The organism is Aeromonas sp. FL131 (genome assembly GCF_049860615.1).
Classification (GTDB): Bacteria; Pseudomonadota; Gammaproteobacteria; order Enterobacterales; family Aeromonadaceae; genus Aeromonas; species Aeromonas hydrophila.
The window spans coordinates 157,560-180,656 of sequence record NZ_CP187596.1; the positions used below are offsets into that span (position 1 = coordinate 157,560).

General features: G+C 52.3%; 21 protein-coding genes. 3 read left to right on the plus strand and 18 right to left on the minus strand.

The features are described from left to right. Nucleotides 1-95 precede the first annotated feature (95 nt). From ACPW75_RS25165 to ACPW75_RS25205, 9 genes are all read right to left on the minus strand, one after another. On the minus strand, nucleotides 96-632 hold the full coding sequence (locus tag ACPW75_RS25165; RefSeq protein WP_210538262.1) for a PFL_4695 family integrating conjugative element protein: 537 nt from the start codon (nucleotides 630-632) through the stop codon (nucleotides 96-98). A gap of 14 nt (nucleotides 633-646) precedes the next feature. Beyond that, nucleotides 647-1,225, minus strand: coding sequence for a transglycosylase SLT domain-containing protein (locus tag ACPW75_RS25170; RefSeq protein ID WP_210538261.1), 579 nt, complete (start codon nucleotides 1,223-1,225; stop codon nucleotides 647-649). A gap of 26 nt (nucleotides 1,226-1,251) precedes the next feature. Further along, nucleotides 1,252-2,121, minus strand: coding sequence for a hypothetical protein (locus ACPW75_RS25175; RefSeq protein ID WP_210538260.1), 870 nt, complete (start codon nucleotides 2,119-2,121; stop codon nucleotides 1,252-1,254). A 268-nt stretch (nucleotides 2,122-2,389) separates the two neighbouring features. Further along, nucleotides 2,390-3,739, minus strand: coding sequence for a hypothetical protein (locus ACPW75_RS25180; RefSeq protein ID WP_210538259.1), 1,350 nt, complete (start codon nucleotides 3,737-3,739; stop codon nucleotides 2,390-2,392). Next, nucleotides 3,736-4,200 (minus strand): hypothetical protein, encoded by a 465-nt coding sequence (locus ACPW75_RS25185; protein ID WP_210538258.1) that lies wholly within the window; start codon nucleotides 4,198-4,200, stop codon nucleotides 3,736-3,738. The genes ACPW75_RS25180 and ACPW75_RS25185 overlap by 4 nt, the downstream gene beginning before the upstream one ends. A 1,404-nt stretch (nucleotides 4,201-5,604) precedes the next feature. After that, nucleotides 5,605-6,447, minus strand: coding sequence for a PFL_4669 family integrating conjugative element protein (locus tag ACPW75_RS25190; RefSeq protein ID WP_210538257.1), 843 nt, complete (start codon nucleotides 6,445-6,447; stop codon nucleotides 5,605-5,607). A gap of 23 nt (nucleotides 6,448-6,470) precedes the next feature. Next, a complete protein-coding gene (locus ACPW75_RS25195; protein ID WP_210538256.1) occupies nucleotides 6,471-7,061 on the minus strand; it encodes a hypothetical protein in 591 nt (196 codons plus the stop codon). Nucleotides 7,062-7,440: 379 nt separating this feature from the next. Further along, nucleotides 7,441-8,280, minus strand: a complete 840-nt coding sequence (locus ACPW75_RS25200) for a hypothetical protein (RefSeq protein ID WP_210538255.1) — start codon at nucleotides 8,278-8,280, stop codon at nucleotides 7,441-7,443. 53 nt (nucleotides 8,281-8,333) lie between these two features. Further along, nucleotides 8,334-10,343, minus strand: coding sequence for a TraI domain-containing protein (locus ACPW75_RS25205; RefSeq protein ID WP_210538254.1), 2,010 nt, complete (start codon nucleotides 10,341-10,343; stop codon nucleotides 8,334-8,336). A gap of 464 nt (nucleotides 10,344-10,807) precedes the next feature. On the opposite strand from ACPW75_RS25205, the gene istA reads away from it, so the two are divergent. Both istA and istB read left to right on the plus strand, forming a co-directional pair. Beyond that, nucleotides 10,808-12,349, plus strand: a complete 1,542-nt coding sequence (istA, locus tag ACPW75_RS25210; RefSeq protein WP_001274811.1) for an IS21-like element ISAs29 family transposase — start codon at nucleotides 10,808-10,810, stop codon at nucleotides 12,347-12,349. A gap of 14 nt (nucleotides 12,350-12,363) precedes the next feature. Further along, the gene (gene istB, locus ACPW75_RS25215; RefSeq protein WP_000194037.1) at nucleotides 12,364-13,119 is read left to right on the plus strand and encodes an IS21-like element ISAs29 family helper ATPase IstB; all 756 of its coding nucleotides are present in this window, start codon (nucleotides 12,364-12,366) and stop codon (nucleotides 13,117-13,119) included. Between the two features lie 21 nt (nucleotides 13,120-13,140). Here istB and ACPW75_RS25220 read toward each other — a convergent pair whose 3' ends face one another. Further along, nucleotides 13,141-13,413: a hypothetical protein gene (locus tag ACPW75_RS25220; protein ID WP_425904478.1), complete on the minus strand. Its 273-nt coding sequence runs from the start codon at nucleotides 13,411-13,413 to the stop codon at nucleotides 13,141-13,143. Between the two features lie 253 nt (nucleotides 13,414-13,666). On the opposite strand from ACPW75_RS25220, the gene ACPW75_RS25225 reads away from it, so the two are divergent. Continuing rightward, nucleotides 13,667-15,061 carry a hypothetical protein gene (locus ACPW75_RS25225; RefSeq protein WP_210538252.1) on the plus strand — a complete coding sequence of 465 codons (1,395 nt, stop codon included), beginning with the start codon at nucleotides 13,667-13,669 and terminating at the stop codon, nucleotides 15,059-15,061. 47 nt (nucleotides 15,062-15,108) lie between these two features. On the opposite strand, the gene ACPW75_RS25230 is transcribed toward ACPW75_RS25225, so the two are convergent. The 8 genes from ACPW75_RS25230 to ACPW75_RS25265 form a co-directional block, all read right to left on the minus strand. Then, a complete protein-coding gene (locus ACPW75_RS25230) occupies nucleotides 15,109-15,240 on the minus strand; it encodes a hypothetical protein (RefSeq protein ID WP_265216449.1) in 132 nt (43 codons plus the stop codon). 315 nt (nucleotides 15,241-15,555) lie between these two features. Continuing rightward, nucleotides 15,556-16,269, minus strand: coding sequence for a hypothetical protein (locus ACPW75_RS25235; RefSeq protein ID WP_210538251.1), 714 nt, complete (start codon nucleotides 16,267-16,269; stop codon nucleotides 15,556-15,558). 6 nt (nucleotides 16,270-16,275) lie between these two features. Continuing rightward, nucleotides 16,276-17,184, minus strand: a complete 909-nt coding sequence (locus ACPW75_RS25240) for a DNA replication terminus site-binding protein (protein ID WP_210538250.1) — start codon at nucleotides 17,182-17,184, stop codon at nucleotides 16,276-16,278. A gap of 496 nt (nucleotides 17,185-17,680) precedes the next feature. Beyond that, entirely contained in the window at nucleotides 17,681-18,055 is a 375-nt protein-coding gene (locus ACPW75_RS25245; RefSeq protein ID WP_210538249.1) for a hypothetical protein, read from the minus strand. A 117-nt stretch (nucleotides 18,056-18,172) separates the two neighbouring features. Then, entirely contained in the window at nucleotides 18,173-18,775 is a 603-nt protein-coding gene (locus tag ACPW75_RS25250) for a hypothetical protein (protein WP_210538248.1), read from the minus strand. 342 nt (nucleotides 18,776-19,117) lie between these two features. Beyond that, complete coding sequence (locus tag ACPW75_RS25255; RefSeq protein ID WP_210538247.1) at nucleotides 19,118-20,008, minus strand: hypothetical protein; 891 nt, start codon at nucleotides 20,006-20,008, stop codon at nucleotides 19,118-19,120. A gap of 570 nt (nucleotides 20,009-20,578) precedes the next feature. After that, the gene (locus ACPW75_RS25260; protein ID WP_210538246.1) at nucleotides 20,579-21,436 is read right to left on the minus strand and encodes a hypothetical protein; all 858 of its coding nucleotides are present in this window, start codon (nucleotides 21,434-21,436) and stop codon (nucleotides 20,579-20,581) included. Nucleotides 21,437-21,613: 177 nt separating this feature from the next. Further along, complete coding sequence (locus ACPW75_RS25265; RefSeq protein ID WP_246876657.1) at nucleotides 21,614-22,510, minus strand: hypothetical protein; 897 nt, start codon at nucleotides 22,508-22,510, stop codon at nucleotides 21,614-21,616. Between the last annotated feature and the right edge of the window lie 587 nt (nucleotides 22,511-23,097).

A 23,097-nucleotide genomic window follows, 5' to 3' on the forward strand; every position in this document is an offset into this window, starting at 1 on the left:
ATTCCATATATGAGATATCGGGGGAGGGGATCCCGCCGGTGAGCAAGGGGCTCCGGCATGGTGGCGGCAGATGGGGGGTTGCCATCTCGGACTAGCTACTGAAAAAAACCAGACTTGGTGATCATAAGCGGGTAGCCTGGGGCGCCTAGCTGATCGGCCAGTGCATCAGCATTCATTGGCCAGAGTTGCATGGGAGCCACCAGCTTTTGCATGTACTCCCACTCTGTTTGGTTCCTTACCTTCGTCAACACACCTGACGAACCATACTGCTCCAACACCTTTCGGTTTGCCTGGAACCAGCGAATGCTGTACTCGTCGGTGCCGATGACGAACAGTGGTTGGGGGAGGTCCGGCAACTCTTTGATCATCTGGGTACCGGGAAGAACTACCGGCTTTATGAGTTTTGGTTCAATAGGGAAGATCCTTGGCAGTGCTGCAGATGAGGGTTTGAAATTCTCCATGGCAGTTTTGAGGTTAGACTTGATTTGATCCAGAGAGTCCGGTTTCTTCAAGTCGGAGTAAAACTGATCATCAACCCAATTCTTGATAGGGAAGGCACTCTCATTCTGGTAGATCACAACCCCTGGAGATGGCACCTCTGCATGTGCACTGCCAGCGATCATCGCCAGCATGATCCCCACAACGGTTATTGCATGGTTTGCTTTACATATTGCCATTGTTTATACACCGAATTGCGATAGGCTGCGGCTTTCGCCGCATCCTTTGGATTGTGATACTGGCCGGTTGCCTGCCACCAGTTTCGGGATTTTTGGTAATGCTCTGATAGGTACTCAGCAGCCGCGTTGAGGTTCGTCCATGGATCCGTGGCCGCCCAAAGGTCACCGCCAAACCTTCCAGAGTGCCAACGCCAATTCACCTGGGCAATGCCGATGTCTACGGATCGGTGTCCCTGGTCAATTAGCTGTTTGCAAAACTGATACAGCGCAACGCGAGTTTTGAACCTATACCCTTTCCCCTTGAAGTTTGCCGTCCATGGCCAAGGCACGATCCGCCCCTTGTTTGTCGACAACTTGCTTTCGGCCAATGAGATTGAATACAGAAGATCCGCCGGCACACGCTTAATCATGGCTACTTCATAGTAGGCTGGTGGAATTGGAGCTACTTGGGGCTTTGTTCCCTTTACCAGTTTCGTTGCATGGCGGCCTTGAACATCGGTTGAGGCGCTACCCTGTGAGGGGCTGGCAAAGGTGAGTATGGCCAGCATGACTGTTGCACTGATCGTCCTAGTCCTCATGGCTTCAACTCAACCGTGTTGTTGAGTTGGACCCTATATGCCACCGGCAACCCTGGGGCGGGTTTAAGGCGAGCGTAGTATCCACTGTCATAGTTTACGGTCGCTTTACCATCAGCCAGCATCTGAGTTGAGATCCCGACAGCACGAGAGAAGGACAACAGATTTTCATCGGATCTGGCGTTGATGACGAAAAGATCAAGGCGGTTGAGCTTGCTCGAACGGGTGGCAAGATTCTTGATGAATCCGGTGCACCTGACATCGCAGTTTTCTGCGTCAGCATAGGCAACTGTTCTCGTGTCTTTGATCGGTACCGCTACACTGTTGTTGCTTAAGCCCGCGGCCTTGGCGCTGTCCACCCCAGATTCAGCATTACGTTTGGCCCAAGCTCTTCTCTCCAAATCAGACATCCAAACCGGGTGGTTCGGGATCAGCGTCTTAATGTATTGATTAACTGCTTCATCAAACTGAACCTCCCTTGCCAGGCGGGCGCGTTCCATTTCGACTGAAAGCTTGGCATATCGGGTGCGATCATAATCAGTCTTGGCGTTGATCCCCATGACCATGGGTGGAGTCAGTTCTGGCTTATTGGCGTAATAGGCAGCATTCGGTCCGGTGGACATCAACTCCTTGTACTCCATCCATTCTGATTGTTTCATCCCCCAAGCCTTTGATTGCCGCAGATCCTCATTCGTCCACTGCAGATACGACGGCACTTCGTTAACTGCAGGCACGGAATCCCGCTGTGTTGTAGATTGGCCAATGGTTGTGAGATTGGAATTTGCTCCTGACCTCAGTTCTACGGCTTGTGCTGAGATGCTGAGTGTTCCTGCAAAAGTGGCGGATAAGATTGCATGCTTAAATTTCATCGTAAGTACCTCAGTGGTAGAAGGCAGCGCGAGCCATCCCGGCCATAAATGAAGATTGCTCCGCCAGAGTAGTAGGGCCTTGATGAGTCAATATAAAGCGAACGGAGGCCAGCAATGTCTTGTGGTGAGCAAGCGGGGACGGTAGCTACTTTCTTCGGCTCAGGAGCCTTCTCTTCGAAGCTTTTTGCTAGCGAACTTGAAAGGTTCTGGATAGTGCTGCACCCACTCAGCAACAAGACTGTCGCAGAAAGTAAAATCCATTTTGGCATCAGTAGCCCCCACTGGCCACGATCGTGAGAACCTTATCCCCCTGGATAAATACAGCCTGTCTCGATTGACGTTCAGCGCTCTCCAAACGCCACATTCCTATTTCATCACCAATTTGAAGGCGCTTAACTTCGTCACCATTCATCATGGTGACAAGCAGGATTCCACCCCAATCATCAACATCGAAGAGCGTGTGGCCATCGATGACCTTGACTACTTCAGGTTTGCTGACTGGTTGGAGTTTTGTGGCGGTATGATGTGACTCTGCAGCTCGTGCTGCTTGAGGTAAAGTCTGGTTACCGGCACTCTTAATCTTATTGATGGCTGCCTGAGAGGCCTCCTGACTAACCCTCAATGCATCAACAGACTCCTGAATATTGTCCACCATCTGACGAGTCTGTCTGGCCCAGGTCAAACTAAGATCGGTGTCCGTTGACAATTTTTCGGTAGATGACTTTAGTGAGTTAAGCTCTGAGTTAAGAGCTGACAAATCTGCTGCCTGTTGCTGCACATGCCGCGAAATTTCACCTACAACCGCATCTGTTTCATTGGTTTTCTTTACGGTGTTAGATTCGATTTTATCCATCCTCGCGACCATCTCAGTTCGTAGATCATCGAAAATCTGTTGAGTGTCTTGATTCTTTGGGAGTGATAGAAATGTGTAACTGGCTAAGCCAAAACTGAAAATTCCAAGAGCCAAACTGACATACGCCGCCGCAATGGTTCTTCCACCAATAGGGTCACCATCATACCTCTCATGTACGTGTCCCTGATTACGTTCCTGAGTCGATTGGTTTTCAGGCTCATGTTCCGTGAGTGGATGCACCGTAGGCTTTTTGTCCTTTCTCATTCGACGGAGGATGTTGCCATTTGATTTTTGCCTATCACTAGACTCTGCATGAATAGACTCCAACGAAGGTTCGACGGGCACAAGGCTTTCTACTAACTCTTCGGCACTATTCTTGAGTGAAGCATCCTGGGAAATCTCTGGAAGGAATTCGTCACTGCCAGGTTGAATGTCTTGATGCTGTGCAGTACCTGTGGTGTGTTCATCAGTGACTGTCTGTTCCGTGCTCTCTACTACTCCCCCAACAATCCAACCCGCACTTGAATCTTCTCCCATAAGTTCTCTGGCAACATCCATCGGGTCGATCTCATGGACTACATCGATATCATCTGTCTTATCTTTGCCGGTGTCAGTTTGGAGATAGGCATCGTCATTAACCTGGTTGTTGCTAACCAATATGTCGTCGTCCTGATTGTTTTTAAGAGTAGGTTTAACACCAAATGAAGAAAGAAGGTTATCTGTCTCGCTGCTCTTTCGACTGAGGAAATTGCTATCCTTTTTCATGGTTGTGCACCGTTATCTTCAATAATGGAAGGATCTGCATCATGGAGTAATGGGACAAATGTGACCACGCGATGTACGGGGTCGACAAGAAGCAGGAAGGCATCTCCAGCAAGTGTCTTTAGCGCAGCTTGGACCGTGACGTATGAGAATTTTCTTTGCACGCTTGGCAAGGGTAAGGTAAGCATCACCTTCGTGCTTTCCGGCAGATTAGACATCTCGGCCAGCGTGTACCCGGTCTGCTGAATAGTGTAGTTAATTGCTTGCCCTACTGTCTCAACGGTGGGCGGAAATGAAAAGCTCACAACGGTAAGAAGCGGATTGGATTGGCGCACTTCAGGAGTGGTGTCGATAGTGGTGTAACGCGAAATTGCATACCGATCTTCTTGTGTTGCCGCGGTGACACCCTGCGCAATCATCATCCAGATTGTCGCTACTGCCAGCGCACTTTTTACTGTCTGCATCTCAATGCGTCCATGGTTGATTTTAGTCGCCAATTTTACCATGACGTGATACCGGAAAATGGGTGCAGTTTTGGCAGTGATTTTTTCAGCAATAGGCAATGAGCTATACGAGGAACCTTGACGGAAAGAACTGCGACATCTAGCAGAGTGGGGTATTGCGAGAGATGGGTTCTACGGAGGGGAAACAAGTAATATAGGAAGGAAAGCTGGATAGACAATATTGCAGGTAAAGTTAAGGCGCCACCAGGCGCCCTAATAATATTCGTGTTTATCTTGAAATTAAAAAGCCGGTTTCTTTTCCTGGCCATTTTATTTGATGTTGGGGAGGAATTTACATTCCGGCCTCTGGCACCCCCTGGGCCTTTCGTCGGGCCAGATTTACTCTGACTAACTGGCCGATCGTTTTTGCCGACGATCTGCGCGGCGTTGTTGAGGTCATGTTCACCATGACGATTCCAATGCTATCGGATCACTCCGGGCTGATCAAGGGAACTAATCGACCACCAAAGAGCAAGGGGAATGGCGAAAGGAAGGGGGCAGGCTGCGCTGCCCTTAACCATTAAAGGGGGTGTGGGGGAAATGAGAGGGCCCAGCACCAATGCGCTGGCGTAGGCCTGCACATCCCCAGGGCGGATTGGGCTTGTATTGCCGCCGGCACTTGTAAGCGGACCGATCAATGCTTGCCGTGTTATCATAACATATTGAATTCTAATGTTTTATGCGTGTTTCTCGACTTTGCGGCGATCTTCCATTCCAGAAGCCTGGCGGACCGTAATATGCAATAAATGGCTCCGAATGGGAATCGGCGGGTTGCTTAGCTCAATCCGTGTGGCCCCAATGGGGTCTACTTTGTGAGGCCAACACGTACTTGAGGAGGTGTGCCGGCCCGTTCTTCATGATCACTTCCGTGCTATTGGCCGCTTGTCTTGTGGCGATAACCCCCACCGGCTGGGATTATTAGTGCAATGAATGTGATCTGTGTCACATATTTTTTCAGTTGCATGCGACCCCAAATGGCGTGGGCGGCGTGCTGTTACTGTGCCGCCTAATAAAAAAGACCCGCAATAATTGCGGGTCCTTCCTATCTTCTTGTTCGCTTGGCGAACAGGCTTAGTTGAGAGTTTATATAGTCGAGCTGAGTTTGGGTTTCTATGGCCAGAGTGCTCTCTGTTTCATCTAGCTGGAGATCGAAACCACTGTAATTCGATATCCTTCTGTTACTACCATCGATAATTTTCCATCTGAGGTAAATCCTGTTGTAACTCCGATGTGGGATTATTATTAATGGAAGAACATTACGAATCTTCAAATTAAGCTCATTGACGATATTTGAAATCTCGGCCTCTATATAGTCATCGCTCATCTGCTTCAAAGAGTTTAGACAGAGGCCACCCATTCCTTTCATCATGCCTCTTCGGCTGCTGTTTCCTTCACGATTTCAGGTTCGATATACGCGTCCGCAGGGTTGCTTTTCCTTTCAGCAACGTTATGGATTTCAGGGGCAAATTCATGCCGGGTTTCACCACGCATGTGACCAATCGATGGCGAGATCCCAATCGACTCATAGCGCTCAGCAGCCATGCGAGCTTTCTCGTTATTTGCTGAAACGTCATCTCGTGTGACAGGGGTGTGTCGATAGGATGCAGCGCGCGAAATGAGTGCTCGGCAACCCCGCATAACATCCCGAATGTAAGTGGTTCTTGCACTCGGGCTCAGCAGTGCGACATGGCTTGCAAGCATGACAAGACGAATGAAGGAATCAATTTCCAGGACTGCATACAGGAACTGATAGTAGAGCTGGCTACCACTACGAACCTGGTAGACTATGGGTTTCACGGAAAATGATTCAGATGAGGTGAAGTTCTCTGGTACCCGGTCTTCCATGTAGCTAATCAGTGACTGCTTTTTAGTTTTCAACTCTTCTCTGAACTCTGTGATTGCTGTCCAGATTGAATCAAACCAGAAGTCTGCGTAGGGATTGTCGAGTCGGATATCCCCTTCAAGGATCATCATTGATTGCGCCAACATGGTCAGATTGTGTGGGGTGAATTTTTTCTTCTGACCATTGTCGTCAGTACCGTCCTGATCCGATTCACGCTTTACGCCGGAGAACAGTGCGGCACCCTCATAGGTATGGATCTCGATTTTGATATGTGATCTGAGTCTGCCCAGTTCGGTTACCCGATTGTTCGGTGTGCTCGAGGCCTCTTCATTGCTGAGGGCTCCAAGAATCAGTTTGCTGCTCATTTTTCTATTTCTCCGTTTGTTGATCAAATGATGATGTCGACAGCGTGGTATACCTGTGTAGCCATTTTTTTGATGCTGGGTGTGATAGTGATGTTGAGTCCCATGCCACTACATGCATTGGTACATCTCCTGACGTCAGCCTGATTCCACTTTGAAATCCTACCCATAAGTACGCCGAGATGCTGCCCTGCATGCTTTAGTGAAATTTCTTCGCGCTCATCGCCTTGGTAAAATTCAACGATGAACCTGACGATCTGCGTGTAAAGATCCAGAGGGTCCATAACATCGAAATTTGGTTGGAAGAGATTCAGAGTATGGATCACAAGCCCTTCAAGACGTGGGTCTATTTTCGACGTTGGTCGCCCGGGGGTGTTTTGCGTCCCCATCCACTGAATGGCTGAAATTGGTGAGCCTGTAATGATCCCTATCTTCTTTCTGTGAATCTTTAGCATGGACAGAAGCTGTTGAGTTCGGATCACTTCGTTATGCTGTTCTGATGTCTCCCCGATGATCATAGCGATGTCTGGCGACAACCTTATGTGCTCCGGAAGTATCAATGTTGCAAGTGAGCCCAGCCTGCTTGGATTCATCCTGCAGTATTGAACGACTGACATAAGTTCATCCCTTTTTAGAAGGCATACATCAGCTAGGAAATCACAATTTGTGAAGCTGCTGCTGATCAGATGCAGTAGAAGGGCTCGGGGGAACTGAGCATTTGCATCTTCGTCGCGTGCAGGCATACCATTGGCGATGGCACTGTATACTGGGCGAAGATCGATAGTCCCAAAGCATCCGCTTGGGTCATCATGAATGTCATCCATCACTCGGCGTTTGAATTGAAGCGTCTTTATCCAGAATTCATTCTGGCAAAATTGCTCAAGCCCATACCCCGTTAGGTTGTGAGAAAAGGGGGTCGCATATGAACGATGTAGGATGGCGTGCCTGATTATCTCTGCCAGGAGTGAGCCACAGCATGCGATCAATTTGTCCCGTTTATTCGACATCACACTCTCCGCTGTTTAGTGCCACACTGATCGACATGCGTCGTATCAACCGCATTAGTCTGCCACAAGCTGCGTGAATTGTGTTGTCGTTTGATTCATCGATCATGGAGATGATTGTGGCGTTGGCCCAAGACGATCGTGATAGGTTGAATCGCATATGAATTGACTCTGCCATCTCGTTTTCATCGCGATATCCATTTCGAAGAGCTAATTTGTCCAGGCCGGCCGCCAGTGATTCGCTTCGTGATGATTGTGCCCCGAGTAGAAGTAGGGGGATTGCTCTGACCATTTGCACTCTGGTGGTGACGCTACGCAGATCAACACAGAAGCCACCATGGGTGAGCGTTGATAGCTTTATTCCATATGTTGAGGAAATTGATTCGGCTGTGAGATAGATTGCGTGATCAAGAAATGTGAGGTCTTGTTGTGCTTCAGAGATATGTTCTGGTGCCGTGGTGATCGTGATGTCCGGCATTTTGGCGACCAGAAGTGAAATGGCTTGGCCAACACTGTAACCTTCGATGGGACTTGCAGGATTGTTGTCCCACATATCCGGACCGTCGCAAATCTGCGAGAGAAGAGCGGCCACGTTCTTGATTTCCATGGCAGATGCTGACCGGAGCTTATCCGCACCAAACTTAACGATGCTGTTCCAGCTTGCTCGGTAGTCGCGAATAAACCGCTTCGATGAGGCCATCACCTCTTCGTAACTACTAGGTGTATCAATTGGGATTTCAAGCTGCTCGTTGCCGTAGAGCTCTGCAATTGCTAACAGTCTCTCCCCGCCATCAAGCCTTCTAAGATCCAATTCTTCTTCAAGCCCGTTCACTGATTATCCTCCCGCAATCACCACAAATTTTGTGTCTTTTTTTTTTGCGATATCTATCTGATATCGCCTAGTGTTATGAATCTGTTTGCATTGTCAAAGTCGAGGTCAAGCATTAGCTGCTCAGTACCCTGTGCTGTTAGCACCATCACGTGAAGATCAGCTCGTTTTCGCATTCCAACAATCTCAGCTGTGATCATTGTGCTACCCAAGATAGAACGCTCGAACGTCAGTACCGATGCAATGGCATGCTGAACTTTAGATACCGCTTCTCGTCTCGCTTTTGGATCCAGGTTCTTGTTTGCGCCATTTTGATCTAGAAAGGTGTAGAACAGCCCCGGACTGACGAAACAGAGCCTACGTTCTGAAACGATGTGTACCACGCCTGCTCTTGCATTTACCTGGAGTGCTCCAGTCATGATCTGTGCACGTAGCCACTCAATAAATTGGTGTGCGGTATCAGATCGACCAGAAATCGATTTTTTAATAGAGGGTGCCGCGGATTGCTGCGTCTCCTGACTTGCACCCGGCGCCTCGGTTCCTTGAACAAACCTTTTGAATTCGTCGCTTGTAGTTTTGACTGTTAATGGGTATTCAACGATACCTGCTTCTTCTTTGGCGGCAACTTCAGTGAAGCTCTGATCACCGGTGAGGTTAGGCTGGACCTGCTCATGATGCTGTTGAGGCTGTAACTCCATGCTCGGATTCTTGGCATCAGGAGCAGTGATGATCTTCGGCGTCGTCTGAGTAGAAGTAGCCTTCTGTTCCGAACGAACTTGTGATTGAGCAGGTTTAGCAATCGGCTTCGCATCGCTTGTTGATGAACCAGTTTTGGCCGGCTTAACTTCTCCAGGGATCTGATGATGATATTGTTCATCGACAGATGGACACAGAAGCCTACCGGTGTAGACCGGAAGCTTTGCATCTGGGTCTAGTACCTGGCGTTTGACCAGCACAACAGCAAGTGGCTTTTGATTTGGCGTGAACATCAGCGAGTGCATCGCCTTCCCATTCACGTTCAGGATCAACATGCCGTTGTCACCCATGGTGTCGTAAATCAGGCTGGTGTTATCCGGCAGGAACTGGTTCTCGGTACCGAGCGCAGATCGGATACACTCAACGAACCGCGGGGCGACACAAGCAATGAAGTGTTGGGATACCCAATAGGGTGAATTTTTCTTGTTCGGCTCAAAGTCACGTAGTGACAGTGTAATTCCCTTGATGGCCAGAGCATGGATTTGCGGCCTTTTTGCAAGAGAGCTATTCACAGTGGCTTGTGCGGCTACTGCAACTGGGGCATCTGCCATGGCGTCGCCTGTTGATTGCGAGTCGCACTCAATTACGCACCGACCGATATTTCCCCCTAGCTCCATTGCTTTACCGCCGATAGTGGCAAGCCATTCATCGCGGATGATTGATTTTTTCCAGATCCAACTCAGCGCTGCTTTTGGCATGATCTGGAATATCAGTGGAAGACTCGCGACTTCGTGTACGCCATGCTGGCGGCGGTCATTGTATCGGTAGATATACTTGGTACCCGGTGCCATGGGGCCGAGGTGTGGCAACCAGGGCGTCATGTTTGACCCCTTCATAACCACAACATCCACATCTGTGAGGAGTTTGCCAATATCGTGCAATGCACCCGCTGAAGTCATCGCGAAGATATACAAGGCCTGCCATTGAGAGATCTGTTCCTCTCCATCAGATATGTATAAGAATCGACCTGCGATTCGAGCTGAGTACACAGCCACTTCGATACTGTGCTCTAACAGACCACCAAGGTGAGCATGATGATGTCGTTCACTTGCGGGCAGGTGCTGGCACCAGGCAGCAAGATTTCGAAAGAGCTCCATGTAAATTTGATTGAACCGGGTCTCATCGAGTTGCGTGAACGCACTCAAGTTCTGCAGCAGGGGCATATGGCGTTTTAACAGGGCCTCAGGGCTCTCTGCGACGAGGGCGCTACCGCTTAGTGCATTTGCTTGCTGTGTGGGCTCAGCGTGTGATTTGTTATTGATTTGTCCGACTTGTTGCCTTGTTGTCCATTTGAACCACCAATTACGCACGCCTGCCTCTCCTTCACTTCTTGTAGTATTTTCTTCCAAACACTGATCACTCTGGGGTCAGCCTCTGGCATCACTTTTCTCTGGACTTGGGTTGGGTACATTCGACCGATGAAAGAGTGAAGGGCTTCATCTTCAGGGTTCCAGCTTTCCCCCTGGCAGTAGAAGTGCAGCCTCCCTAATGAACAGCTTGCTATTGCCATATGGGCGGCGGCTTCCGGTGTTTTCTCGGTTTGCAGGCAATGGTGCATATTCCGGCCGATCATGAACACCAATTCCGATTCAACGTGAACACCATTTCCGGACCAATGTGAACGCTCATTCCGGTTCAACCTGAACACTTCGCCCCTCCTTTCCGGAAACAGTGTTCAACATCCCGGAATCACTGTTCACATTCACCGGAATCATCCTTAACGCATTGATTTAACAACCTTTGATACGCTCTCCCTTTTGCCAGGGAAGAGCCTATGTCTGCCAAGAGGATTGCAATGCGTAAAATTCGTGAAGTACTGCGACTGCGGCTGGAAGCTGACCTCTCTGTTCGCCAAATCAGTATCTGTACCAAGGTCAGTGTCGGCTCCATCCAGAAACTCCTCAAAAGTGCCCAGGCGCTCGGCCTTACCTGGCCCTTACCTACCGAGCTTGATGATGGCCGACTGGCTGCCCTGTTCTATCCGCAGGCCGATACCACCATCTCGGCCCGCCATGTTGTGCCGGATTGGCCCTCTGTCCATCAGGAGCTCAAGCGCAAGGGGGTCTCCAAACAGCTGCTCTGGGAGGAGTACACCCAGCGCTATCCCAATAGCTGTTACAGCTACTCCCAGTTCTGTGACCGTTACAAGTCCTGGTGTCAGTTGCAAAAGCGCTCCATGCGCCAGATCCACAAGGCGGGGGAAAAGCTCTTTATCGACTACTGCGGGCCCACGGTGCCCATCGTGTCGCCGACTACGGGTGAGGTCCGTCAGGCACAAGTCTTTGTCGCCGTGCTCGGTGCGTCCAACTACACCTTTGCCGAGGCCACCTGGTCACAGTCACTGCCGGACTGGCTGCAAAGCCATGTCCGTGCCTTTGAGTTTTTCGGCGGGACACCGGCACTGCTGATCCCCGACAACCTCAAGAGCGGTGTCAGCAAGGCTTGCCGATACGATCCCGAGCTCAACCCCAGCTACCAGCAGTTGGCCGAGCACTATCAGGTGGCGGTGATGCCAGCTCGTCCTTACAAGCCCAAGGACAAGGCCAAGGCGGAGGTGGGTGTGCAGATCGTCGAGCGCTGGATCCTGGCCCGTCTACGCCATCAGACCTTCTTCTCGCTTGCCGAACTCAACCAGTGCATCCGTGCCTTGCTGAACGAACTCAACGAGCGTCCGTTCAAGCAACTGCCCGGTAACCGACGTGACGCATTTGAGCAGTTGGACCGCCCGGCACTGGGACCACTGCCGGTGCATCCCTATCGCTATGTCGCCATCAAAACGGTCAAGGTCAACATCGACTATCACGTCAGTTATGAGCAGCACCATTACTCGGTGCCACACCAGTATGTGGGTCAGCAACTGGAGCTCCATGCAGGCGACACACTGCTTCAGGTCTATCACCAGCAACAGCTGGTCGCGAGCCATCCACGTAAAACCATCCCGGGGATGAGCACGCTCCCTGAGCACATGCCGGAACGTCACAGCAAGCAGCAACGCTGGACCCCAGGGCGTCTTAAACAGTGGGCTGCTGACATCGGACCGAGCACCTTGTGCTGGGTTAGCGAACGGTTGGAAGAGAAAGCCCATGCCGAGCAGGCATACCGACTCTGCCTGGGGCTGCTGAGTCTTAGCCGGGAGTATCCGCCATCACGGGTTGAAGCCTGTTGCCAGTTGGCCAACCGGGAAGGTCTGGTGCGACTCAAACAGCTCAAGTCGGTGCTGACCAGTGGCCGCGACCAACTGCCCGCAAGCCCGCTGAGCTACCCAGAGTTACCGCAAGAGCACGAGAACATCCGTGGCCCCCAGAGCTTCCACTAAAGAGGATACGTCCCATGACCCAACAAACGCTGACCCGCTTGAGACACCTGAAACTGACCGGCATGGCGGATGCCGTGCAACAACAACTGGAACAGGCAAGTACCTACGAAGGGCTGCCCTTCATCGAGCGGCTAAGCCTGCTGGTCGAACACGAACAACTGAGCCGGGAGCAGCGTAAACAAGCTCGGCTGGTCAAGCAGGCGAGGCTCAAACTCCAGGCCACGGTGCAAGAGGTGGACTACCAGTCTGCACGCAACCTGGAGCGGTCACAGGTGGCAAACCTGGCCCAAGGAGAGTGGCTGCGCCGGGGCCAGAACCTGCTCATTACCGGCCCCTGTGGCTGCGGAAAAACCTACCTAGCCTGTGCGCTGGGCTACCAAGCCTGTCAGCAGGGGCACAGCACTCGTTACTACCGGCTGCCGCGTCTGCTACTTGAGCTGAGCCAGGCCAAGGTAGATGGCAGTTACGCCAGACTGCTGGGTCAACTGGCAAGGATAGAGCTGCTGATCCTGGATGACTGGGGACTGGAAGCGGTGAATGCCGAGCAGCGCAACGCCCTGCTGGAGATCATGGATGATCGGTACGGGAAATACTCGACGGTCGTGGTCAGTCAGCTGCCAACGGAAGAGTGGTACGCGAGCTTGGGGGACAACACTCTGGCAGATGCGATCCTGGACCGGCTGATGCACAACGCTCACCGGCTGTCACTGAAGGGAGAATCGATGAGAAAGAGGAGAAGTGAGTTGACCCAATCTGAACACTCGAGTTAGAAACGGGGTGACGTGAGCGCGTTAAGGATCAGGGTGTTCACGTTGGCCGGAATGGCTGTTCAACTTCGCCGGAATACGCAAATGGCTTGCAACAAGCAGCAACGGAAGTTCATTTTTGGGGGCCATAGAGCTGGGCGTTGCTGAGTCAAAAATTGCACAGTGGGCGGAGAAATCTCTGATCGCTGTGTAAAGGACTCTCATCTCTGGCTCAAGAGCAAAGTTGAGTTTGTCCTTCCCGGTCAGAAATTCGTATAACTCACCCCAAGGGTTCACCGCTTTCTCTTTAACCAACACAACACCCCCCTTTAAGTTTTGTGGCATTATCTAGCAACTGAGAACGAATAAACGGCTGTCAATTTTGAGGGGGGTTTTTATGGCGGGTGTTTGGATTGTAAAGGGGGGGACGCTTCAGCCCATTAGACGTCTCGAGAAGTCTATAATCCTGCATCCGGACAACCGCGATAGCCTTGAGACGCAAGAGCTTCTTGCAACGTTGCATCACAATAAGTATTGGCTGCTCTGTGGGTGTAAGAAGCCGGACGCAAGGATGTTTGTGCGCCAGGTTGCGGATGATAGGTACCTGATAGTCAATCATCATGAACATGGTCACCACGACCCGCATTGCCCTCTGCGCACGTCTCTTGGATTGGGTGGTGCATCGGAGGACTCCGGCCCTGATGCCGGCGATAACACGACGGCGATGAAGCAGCCGGAGTACCGCTTGATCTCTCCATACCGCAAAATTGACCTGCTTTCGTTGGATGGGGATGTCATTGATGATGCGGAATCACAGCGTAGTGCTGCTCTTGATGAATTGGGCATATCACCCGTTGATAATTCGGACAAACCGAAACGAACTCAGGCTGAGAACCCCGCTCAGAAGATAGATGTTCTTTACAAACTCCTTTGGCAACTGATGGACGACTCGTTCTGTACCTATCGTCATCACCGGCAGAAGATCTCGATCAACTCTCTGCAGATGAAGATACGTGCTGCAGCGTATCCGCTCAATCTCAAGGGGTTTGGATGCTTGCAGCAATTCACATTTGTTGGGGAGCAGGGATTGGACATGCTGCTTGGCCAACTGAATCGTGCCCATAAACGCGATCCGAAGACCCGGCACCAATTCCTTTTTTTGTGCGTGATCGCTGACTACACCTTGTTTAATGGAGCGGCATCTTGCGTCTTGCTCAACGGCTCTGCACTAATGTTGGGGCAGGCTAAGCGACCTCCATTGTTGCTCAATGGAATGCAGTCAGGTGATGGTCCGTTCATGCTGGCTGTGACCTTTGCATACGATAAGCCAACCGATGAGGGACCCTCAATCCTCCGTTGGGCGTTGCAACCGCTCGCCAGTGCAGAGACCCCTTTGCCTGTTGCCAGTTGGCCAGAGCGCCTGATTGTCATTGAGATGGCCCGCTGCCTGGACAACATTGATCCCAACATCAGCACTCGTTACCAGCTCTGGTTGCATAAGCCTGTTTTGCCAATGGTCGACCGGATGACTGGGGTCTGGATCCAGCCCGCGATCACGTTGATGGCCAAGGACCTTCGCGGTGAGCGTTGCCGTGTAGCCTTCAGGCTCCAGGGAGAGGGTGATAATATCGAGGCTTACAAACGAACCTTTGAGCATGTCCATACCTTGGATCTGGATAGCCCCAGTACGTTGGCTAAGTCATGCCAAGAGATGTTTGTAATCGGAAAGGGGGTGATTGACAGTCATTATCGGGCTCTTGACAAAGAACGGGCTGAATTAGAAGCAATGGAAGAACAGAAGAAGTTAACCTATCGAATGCAGAATAGGGAGCTTGAAATTCGTGAGGAACTATCGCGAACTTCAGCTGGTCATCTAGATATTCCCCCTATGCCGATGGACACCCCAGAGTATGACATGCCTTATGATGAAGAGTTGGAGCGAACGATTGAAGACCCTGACTACTGAGCTGCGGGCAAAAAAAAACCACGCCTATGGGCGTGGTTTTTTGTTTTTTAACTTCGGGCCTTAATTCGCAGGATGCGTGACCGCTCAAAAGCGGCTGCATCCTCCCGGCACATAAACCAGAAACGAATTGCAAAGGCTAAGCCGACGACTTCAAGTGCTAAAACAATGTTGATCCACATAATGAGATCCTTGGCCGAAAGGCCTGGTTGAGGTAGCCCAGATGGGCGGATTGGAGGTTGGCAGCCGCGGTTAGCGGTACAGGCTGGTTATGCCATCGCCTGTCAACTCACTCTCGGGAGAGAGCGGTTTGGGCTGTGCACATGTGAGTGTGCTCAGGCCAAACATGACAGTCTGAGAACGACAAAACGCAGCCAAGGCTGCGTTTTGTGATTGAGGTGACTCCGATGCATTTCTGCGTGTGCTATGCGGATAAACCGAAGGAGAATGAGCACTTTGGCTAAGTTAGCCTATATGCGGTCGCCATGCAACGACAGTTATTTATTGCCCATGATGTTTGTAACCAATTTCTTGATCATCCCGGGTTCTTGTTTCCCCTCCAGGGGCAGGGGATGGCTCTGTTCACTGTTTGGTAAATGTCGGCGGGAACGTTCTTGCCTATCACGCTCGGCCCGATCCAACGCGACGCGATAAGTGATACTACCGCGCATAAAGCCAATCAAGGCGTTGAAGCTGAGGCAAAATGCCTGGCACAGTCTGCGGCTTGTTTCATGCTTGTCTTTGGGTGAGCGATTATGCGTCAGCAGTTCCATAAACTGCAGGTCACGGTCGCTGGGCCCGTCTGGAATAATGATGCCTGTTGGAGGGGTGATGTCGAATACTTCCAGGATCGCTTGCTCTGGAGAGTAACCCATATCGAAGACAAACTGGCGCAGCCTAGTGATGTGCTGCCGTGCTCGTTCTGCCCGCCGGTCGGCTTCAATCATCTCTAGTTTGGTGGCACTCATACCTGGGGTACATAAGGTTGTTGCGTTGATTGGCTTGATGTTGACCGCCAGATACCCTTTTTGTATGGCTCGTGCGCTGAACTCTACGATCATGCCGACTTCGGGGGGGGTCTCCCCCAGCCAGTTTTGAGGGGTAATGAAGTAATCGACGCCGGAGATGTCTGCGATGGTGCCGATGGGACCTGTATCATTGATCACTGTACCAACGACAAAGCCTCGTAGAGGGCCAAATGCGATGCTCATGATTTTCTACTGCTCCTGGTAAAGCCAGAGGCGCGAGATAAGCGGCTCATTGGCGGTTGTTTTTGCTTGCCGCGGAGGGCGTTTTTGGGTGATGTCGTAGTTCTTTAGAAGACCGATCTTCACTTTCTGAGCTCCGAGAATGAGAACCGGGGTCGATGCTACTTGCATACGACGACTGTTTCCTTCCACCAACCAGGCTTGTGGGTGGACTGGATTGGGGCGCCGGATGACAAGGCGAGCATCATCGGAGAGGGCGGATAGCAGCACAATTTCATCCTCTAGCTGTGCGACCCAACCAGCTGGATCGAGTACATGGCGCGGGGGTGAGTCCTGTGATGCTCTGAGCGTACCGATGATCTGTTGTTTGGTCATTCTCTGCATGGTGTTTTTATGAGCCCAACAGAACGAAATTGACCGGGCCGTGTCGCCGGCGATTGTGATTTGTCGGTAAAACTGCAAAGTGATCAACCCCTCGAACATGCCTTTGCTATGCAGGAACTCCCACCGGGTATTGGGTCCCCCGAGTATCGGACCTGAGTTTGTCACCAAGTCTCGGAAGGTTTTTCGGTCTGCATTTATGGCCTCAATTATACCGAACAGCTCCTCGCTGTGCCTGGAGTGAATCTGAATTGCTCCCGGCAAGCGGTACACTAGGCGAGTGTTTTCACCAGCGTCAGCGTAGAGATGGCCCCAGGCATGGTGAGCAGCATACAGAGCCTCAAGACCGTGAGCGGGAGTCACCGTAATAGAGGGAGTGTCGTGGCGGGTATCCTGCCTCGGATCGTGCGGGGGGAGGGCAAAGGTGCTGCCTTGGATGAGCTCGCTATCGTCTATAAAGTCTCGCAGCATGGCCAACAGCTGGTGTTGACGCCGCTCCAGAACGCGGAGCTGTGCAGCCAGTTCGTGTTTATTCATGAGGCATTCCATCGAGGGTTTCAAGCTGGTGTTATTATGACCAGTAGAGGGCACTTTCTCAACCAACATTCCTAGTGACTATTTTCAACCAGAGCACAGCCCTTCGGGCTGTGAGCTCCCCCTGGGCTATTTTGTTCTATACCTGCCCCCGAGTGCCAGGTTAGACCTCGAACCGACACTTCTGCTGTGCCGCGTTCGCGCGAAGAGAAAGGGGGAGAAAATGAAGAGAAAGAGAGAAAAATGAGATCCTAATTTAGTTCTCGGGCTACACGAAATGAACACCGGTTCAGCAGGTTGGTGTCTTGTAGCATTTAAGGATATAGGAATGTTGGTTGAGATTTCTGTTTTGGCCACATCCTTCGTCCGGCTCTACTCTGCAAGTCCCACCACCCTATGGCACCACCTAGTGGTTATCACTGCCTACTCACGACATAAAAAAGCCCCGCAATGCGGGGCTCTCTCTTGGATATCAGTCTATCACTGCATCCAATGTTGATCAGGCCTCAATGAGAGGTAAACCTTTTACTCTGAGCCAGTTCAGTACCGCCTTACGCAGATTCTGATCTGACTCTATATTCAGTACAGACTCGAGAATAACTTGAGCCAAGCAATCTCCATCATTGTTATTCGCATGATCGTAGTCGAAGATGCATCCAAGACGGGTGTAATCAACTAGCTCAACAAGCCAGGCTGAGGTTTTGCCACAGGCAGTGACCAAGGCATCCATTATATCGCTTGCCCCCCCTGTCGTGATTGAGAGGTCGCGTAAGTGCAATTGCCAAGTGTTAACAAGCAGGTAACCCATGGTGCTATCGAACATCGGTTTGGTAGCCATTGTGTTAGTAGCTGTTTCTTGCAATGAGTTGTGCATTTGTATTCCAAAAGCCCAGAGGGCTGGTTAAGCCTTCAAAACGAATGTTGAGGCGAAAGGCCGTTGGCCTAGTTGATGAAATAGAGGTATAGCCGCCCAAAAAATCAGACTGACGACCTATTCGTTATGGAAAAGAACATATCCTGCTCCGATTTTGCTGGCATCTCTGAACACCGGCCACAATCGTTCTGGGATTACTCCTTCATCGAGGGCGTCGTAGTTCGCCATATTAAAAAGAAACTCATAAGTTGGGTTGTCATGGTGATGGTTGCCCTTATGAGAGAAGGAGGCGTGCTCACGCACCCAATCCCACTCCGGGACGTCATATGCGCAGTCATAATCTCCGACGGTTTCAGGCATGCTGATTTCCAGCACGTGACAGATACGGCCGGCAGTGACTGCCGGTATCCGAAATTTTCCGTCTCTGAGAGCAATGACCTCGATTACTGCGTTCCGCATTAACGACGCGATACTCTCAACGACCCTTAGAAGCTCTGGAAGAGCGAGGTTTTCATAGGTTTCGCTAGGCACATAGCTACATAGGGAATCGCCTGATTTGACAGAATTCAGAAGATCTTGGTACGCAGAAAGCCACTGTTGTTTATCAATATGTGGGAATACTTGAGCCATCGCATGAGCGAAAAGCACATCATCGATTGCTTGGTTCATAAATTGGACCTCGTTGAAATTGGGCTTTACGCCCGGGTTGATGTTGGTCACGAGTGGCACATTGCGGACCGAGTGCCATAAGACAGCCTTGGGCTGTTTCTGCATGTGCGCTGACGCCGGAGAAATTCCGGTGAACGGACATGCAGAATCAGCCAACTAGGGCTTGGGTGATATATGACAGGTGGGGTACCTGCAGAATGCAGGGAGAGTTGAAGTTGGTGCCTGGCCGGGCGGCCTGTCCCCACGTGGGCACCGAGGACAACTGCAGGATACCGAATATCATGAACAGGAGCAACAGCATCAACATCAACTTAGGTTGCCCTAAGCGAGGCAAAGCAGCAATGTATGGGGGGGCACTGCCCCCCTACAAATGTGCAGAGTTTCCTGATCGAATTAGCCACCCCTCAAGGTTGCCATCCAACTCTGTGCCTGCGCCGTCAGTATCCCTCCGCCGGCGCTCTCCAGGAGCGTCCGCAAACTGCCGACCACGGCGCCGATCACTGGCCATTTGGGGTTAGGGGAGGCGGCCTGGGCCTTGAGGGTGTCCAGATCGGCCTGCAGCTCTGCACACGCCTCTCCCTGCAGCTGCCCTTGCGCGATCACCTGCTGCAGCCACGGCAACAAAGCCGCCAGCGCCTCGGTCTTCTGCTCGCCTGTCACCGTCTGTTTTTGTTGGCCGCCGGGCGAGCCCAACATCATTTGACCTCCGATGACATCCCCCCCAATGAAAATATTGGTCACCGATTCCGCCTGCTTCTGCTCCTGGGTTGTAAAGCTCATCCCTTCACCCTGGATCCCCAACTCATCCAGATCGAGTGCCCATTCAAGGACCTTAGTACGCACCGCGCCGATCAAACGCTGGACCTGGTTTGCTCCAAATCGAACTTGTGGTGCGATTGGCATTTTATAGAGAGCCGCTACCATCTTCGATTGAGACGGGTCCATGGGCAACACTACGTATTCTGTCCCTGAAGCCAATGGTTCCACTCCATCGATGGGGTAATAGAAGGGACATGTTGTCATCACCTCGTGAAGCTCTGCATTCATGACCGGTAGCAGTACAAGACCTTTCCCCGGGTTAATGGCGTAGAGTTGCCCCGTCAAAATCCGGTACGGAGGGATAACAGCCGACTCTGGGTAGCCATCAAGTTCGTTTTTGATCCAGCTAATCCAGTCAGGCTGCTTGAGCTTACGTGCGGCCACCAGTGCGTTTCGCAGTAGATCGGTTGTCTTGACTTCGGGATTACTGGCCATGGTGATTAGTTGAGGGATAAGGGCGGGCATCAATGCGTTCCTGGGCGATATTGGGTCCTCATTATACCCGGGTTCGGTCGTGCGGGTTGTAGTGCTACAAGCGGAGAGGATCCGCTCCGAGTCAAAAAAAAGGGAGGCCGAAGCCTCCCTCCAAAAAGTCACTTTTTGAACCAGTTTCACTGGCCTACGTGTAGGTGAAAGTGAAGAGAAATCTTCACTTGATACACGCAGATCAGCATCAAACCGCTAGCGATAATCATGCTTGATAGCATATAGATCTCCATATCAAATCAGGCGAATCCGTTCACCTGTGGGTTATTGGCCTCTTGGCTAGCCATAAAGACTCGCTCTTGTGCCCGTGTTGACATTATACGCCATGCCCCCCAACATTTTTCATAAATTACAGATAAATCATGCAGATAAAATATAATTCTCACGCTGGTATCACATCACTCGCCCCCCAATACTTGACCAGCCCTGTTTATCTACGAAGTATTCCCCGCGCCCACAATATGGGCGGCACCAGTTGATCTGGCTTGTATCTCGCAACGCCACCCGCCGCACGAAGAAAACGTGGCCTGCTGCCTCTGCCGGACTTGCTCAGTGGCCGTTAAGGGTTGCCAGCCACTTCAGCACCAGTTCGCTCAGAACTCCGCCGCCGGCGCCTTCCAGAATCGCCACAACAGTGCTGGCCACCGCAGCGATCACCGGCCATTTCCACTTGGGGGCGGCGGTCTGGGCCTTAGTAGTATCCAGCTCGCTCTGAAGCACATTGCCGTTTGCCAGCTGCAGTGGCATCTCCTGCGCCACCCCAGGCTGGTCCGTAGCCTGCTGCTCGCCGGTGATGGTTTGCTGTTGCTGGCCCCCGGGCGAGCTCACCATCAGTTGACCACCGTTGAACCCGCCCTCGATGCGAATGGTAACCGGCGCCAGCGGCTGGGGTGAGGAGGGCATTTCATCCCCCTCGATCCCGGCCTCAACCAGGTCGAGCGCCCAGGTCAACAGTTGGTCCCGGACCGCATCAACAAGTGCGCGGATCTGATTGCCGCCAACCACCCGTACTGGCTCCATTGAGATATTCAGGTCTTGCATCAGCATGGCCATCATCTCCGGCGGGAGAACCATGCTCACATTTTTCCCGGGAATAGCCACGTCCTCCAACCCGCTGATGGGCTGACCAATGCTGCATGTCGAGACAACTTCTGCGAATTCAGGGTGGTTGATGATGATTGGGATCAGCCCTCGAAAGGGATTCCGAGCTTTCAACTCACAACGTATGACACGATAGGAGGGCAGCTTGGCATCATCCGGATAGCCCCGCAGCTCATGGTCGATCCAGGTAGCCCACTCAGCCTGTTTTAGCATACGGGCGACCACCTTGGCCTTGCGGAGCAGATCGGTGGTCTTAACTGCCGGATCACCGACCAGGGCAATCAGGTCAGATAGCGAGGTGGACATCGAGGTGCTCCTGGGCGACGAGGGAGGCCCAGTGTACCCGATCTGGCCCGGTTAGTTGCAACGCTGCAAGCGGGTCGGATCCAGCCGGTCCGCTCTGACTGGATTTCAGTTTGGCTTTGGCCGTTGGCCCAGAAAACAAAGCGGGGCTGCAGCCCCGCCCATGCCCTCCGATATCGATCAGCTGCCGCTCAAGGTGGCCAGCCACCCCAGTGCCTGCGCAGCCAGCACCCCGCCGCCAGCCCCTTCCAAGATCCCCCGCACACTGTTGGTCAGCGTCCCAATCACCGGCCAGCTCTGCGTAGAGGCATTGGCCAGCGCCTGTAGGGCAGTCAGGTTGGCCTGCAGCTCGGCCTGCACCGGTGGCGAGAGTTTCCCCTCGTCTATCACCTGCTGCAGCCACGGCAACAAGGCAGCCAGCGCCTCGGTTTTATGCTCGCCGGTCACCGTCTGCTGTTGCTGGCCCCAAGGCGAGTTCAGCTGGACTTGTACACCGGTGGCATTCCCCCCAATGTGAATGCTCATCGAGGGCACCTGCTGCGCCTGTTGCTGCTCCTGGGCGGTGAATGTCATCCCTTCCCCCTGGATCCCAGCCGCCTCCAAGGCTAACGCCCAGTTCAACACCCGGTTCTTTATCGCATCGAGGCAGCCGGCAAGTTGGCCATGAGTCAGTGCAATCACCGGCTCCAAGTTAGTGCTCAGTATCTGCTGGATATGCAGTACCTCATCAGGCGGCCGCCGAAAACGCACAGACGCGCCGGCGGCCATCAATGTTTCGAGCTCCCGCAGCGGGTTGTTCAAGGGGGTAATCGACAGGCGTTCTGCTACCCCTCCATCCTCGACCAGCAAGGGAGTGGTGTCCCCGCCTGGGTGGATGGCATACAAGACGCCACGGGGGCGCCGGTAGGCCGGCAGCTCATCAAAGGTGTCGTAGCCATCGAGCTCGTGCTGTAGCCAAGCGGCCGCCTCGGTCTGCTGCAGTCGGCTGGCGGCCACCAGGGCGCGGCGCACCAGATCAGAGGTGGCCCCCCCCGGATCGCTGGCCAGGGTAATCAGTTCGGGGATGAGGGCGGGCATAGAGTGCTCCTGGGCGACGATAGAGTCTCTAGTTTAGCCGCCCTGCAAGCGGTGAGGATCCCGCTTGCCCTCGCTGGCTGGTTTGAGGGCGGGCTTTGGCCGCTGACCAAGAAAACTAAGCCCCGCAAACGCGGGGCTTGGTCATTCAATAACGGATCACATAACCCGTTTAAAGTAAGGTATATGATCGGCGCTCCAGATCTGCACTGGACGGTCAGGGATATTCACCCTTAACGATTTGCCTCGTACTCGGCTTTCCTTTTCCAACATGATTTGGCGGCTGACTCTGTGCAGCCTGTGCCGGTGATCCAGTGTCCTCTGAACAGACCGACCACTTTCACTGAAGATCCTTTGCCTTGCAGCGACACGGCAACCACTTCACCGTCTATCGCGATCCAGTCCTGCTTTGATACGAACATACAAACCTCGCTATCACGTGATGTTCAACTCACCGAAATGCTACGATCACGACGCAGAACAGATGCCATCATTTCAGCAGCGCGGCAGCTTCCATTTTCCCAGGCACTTTGGCCGTTGGCCCAGAAAACAAAGCGGGGCCGCAGCCCCGTTCATACCCCGACCGATAG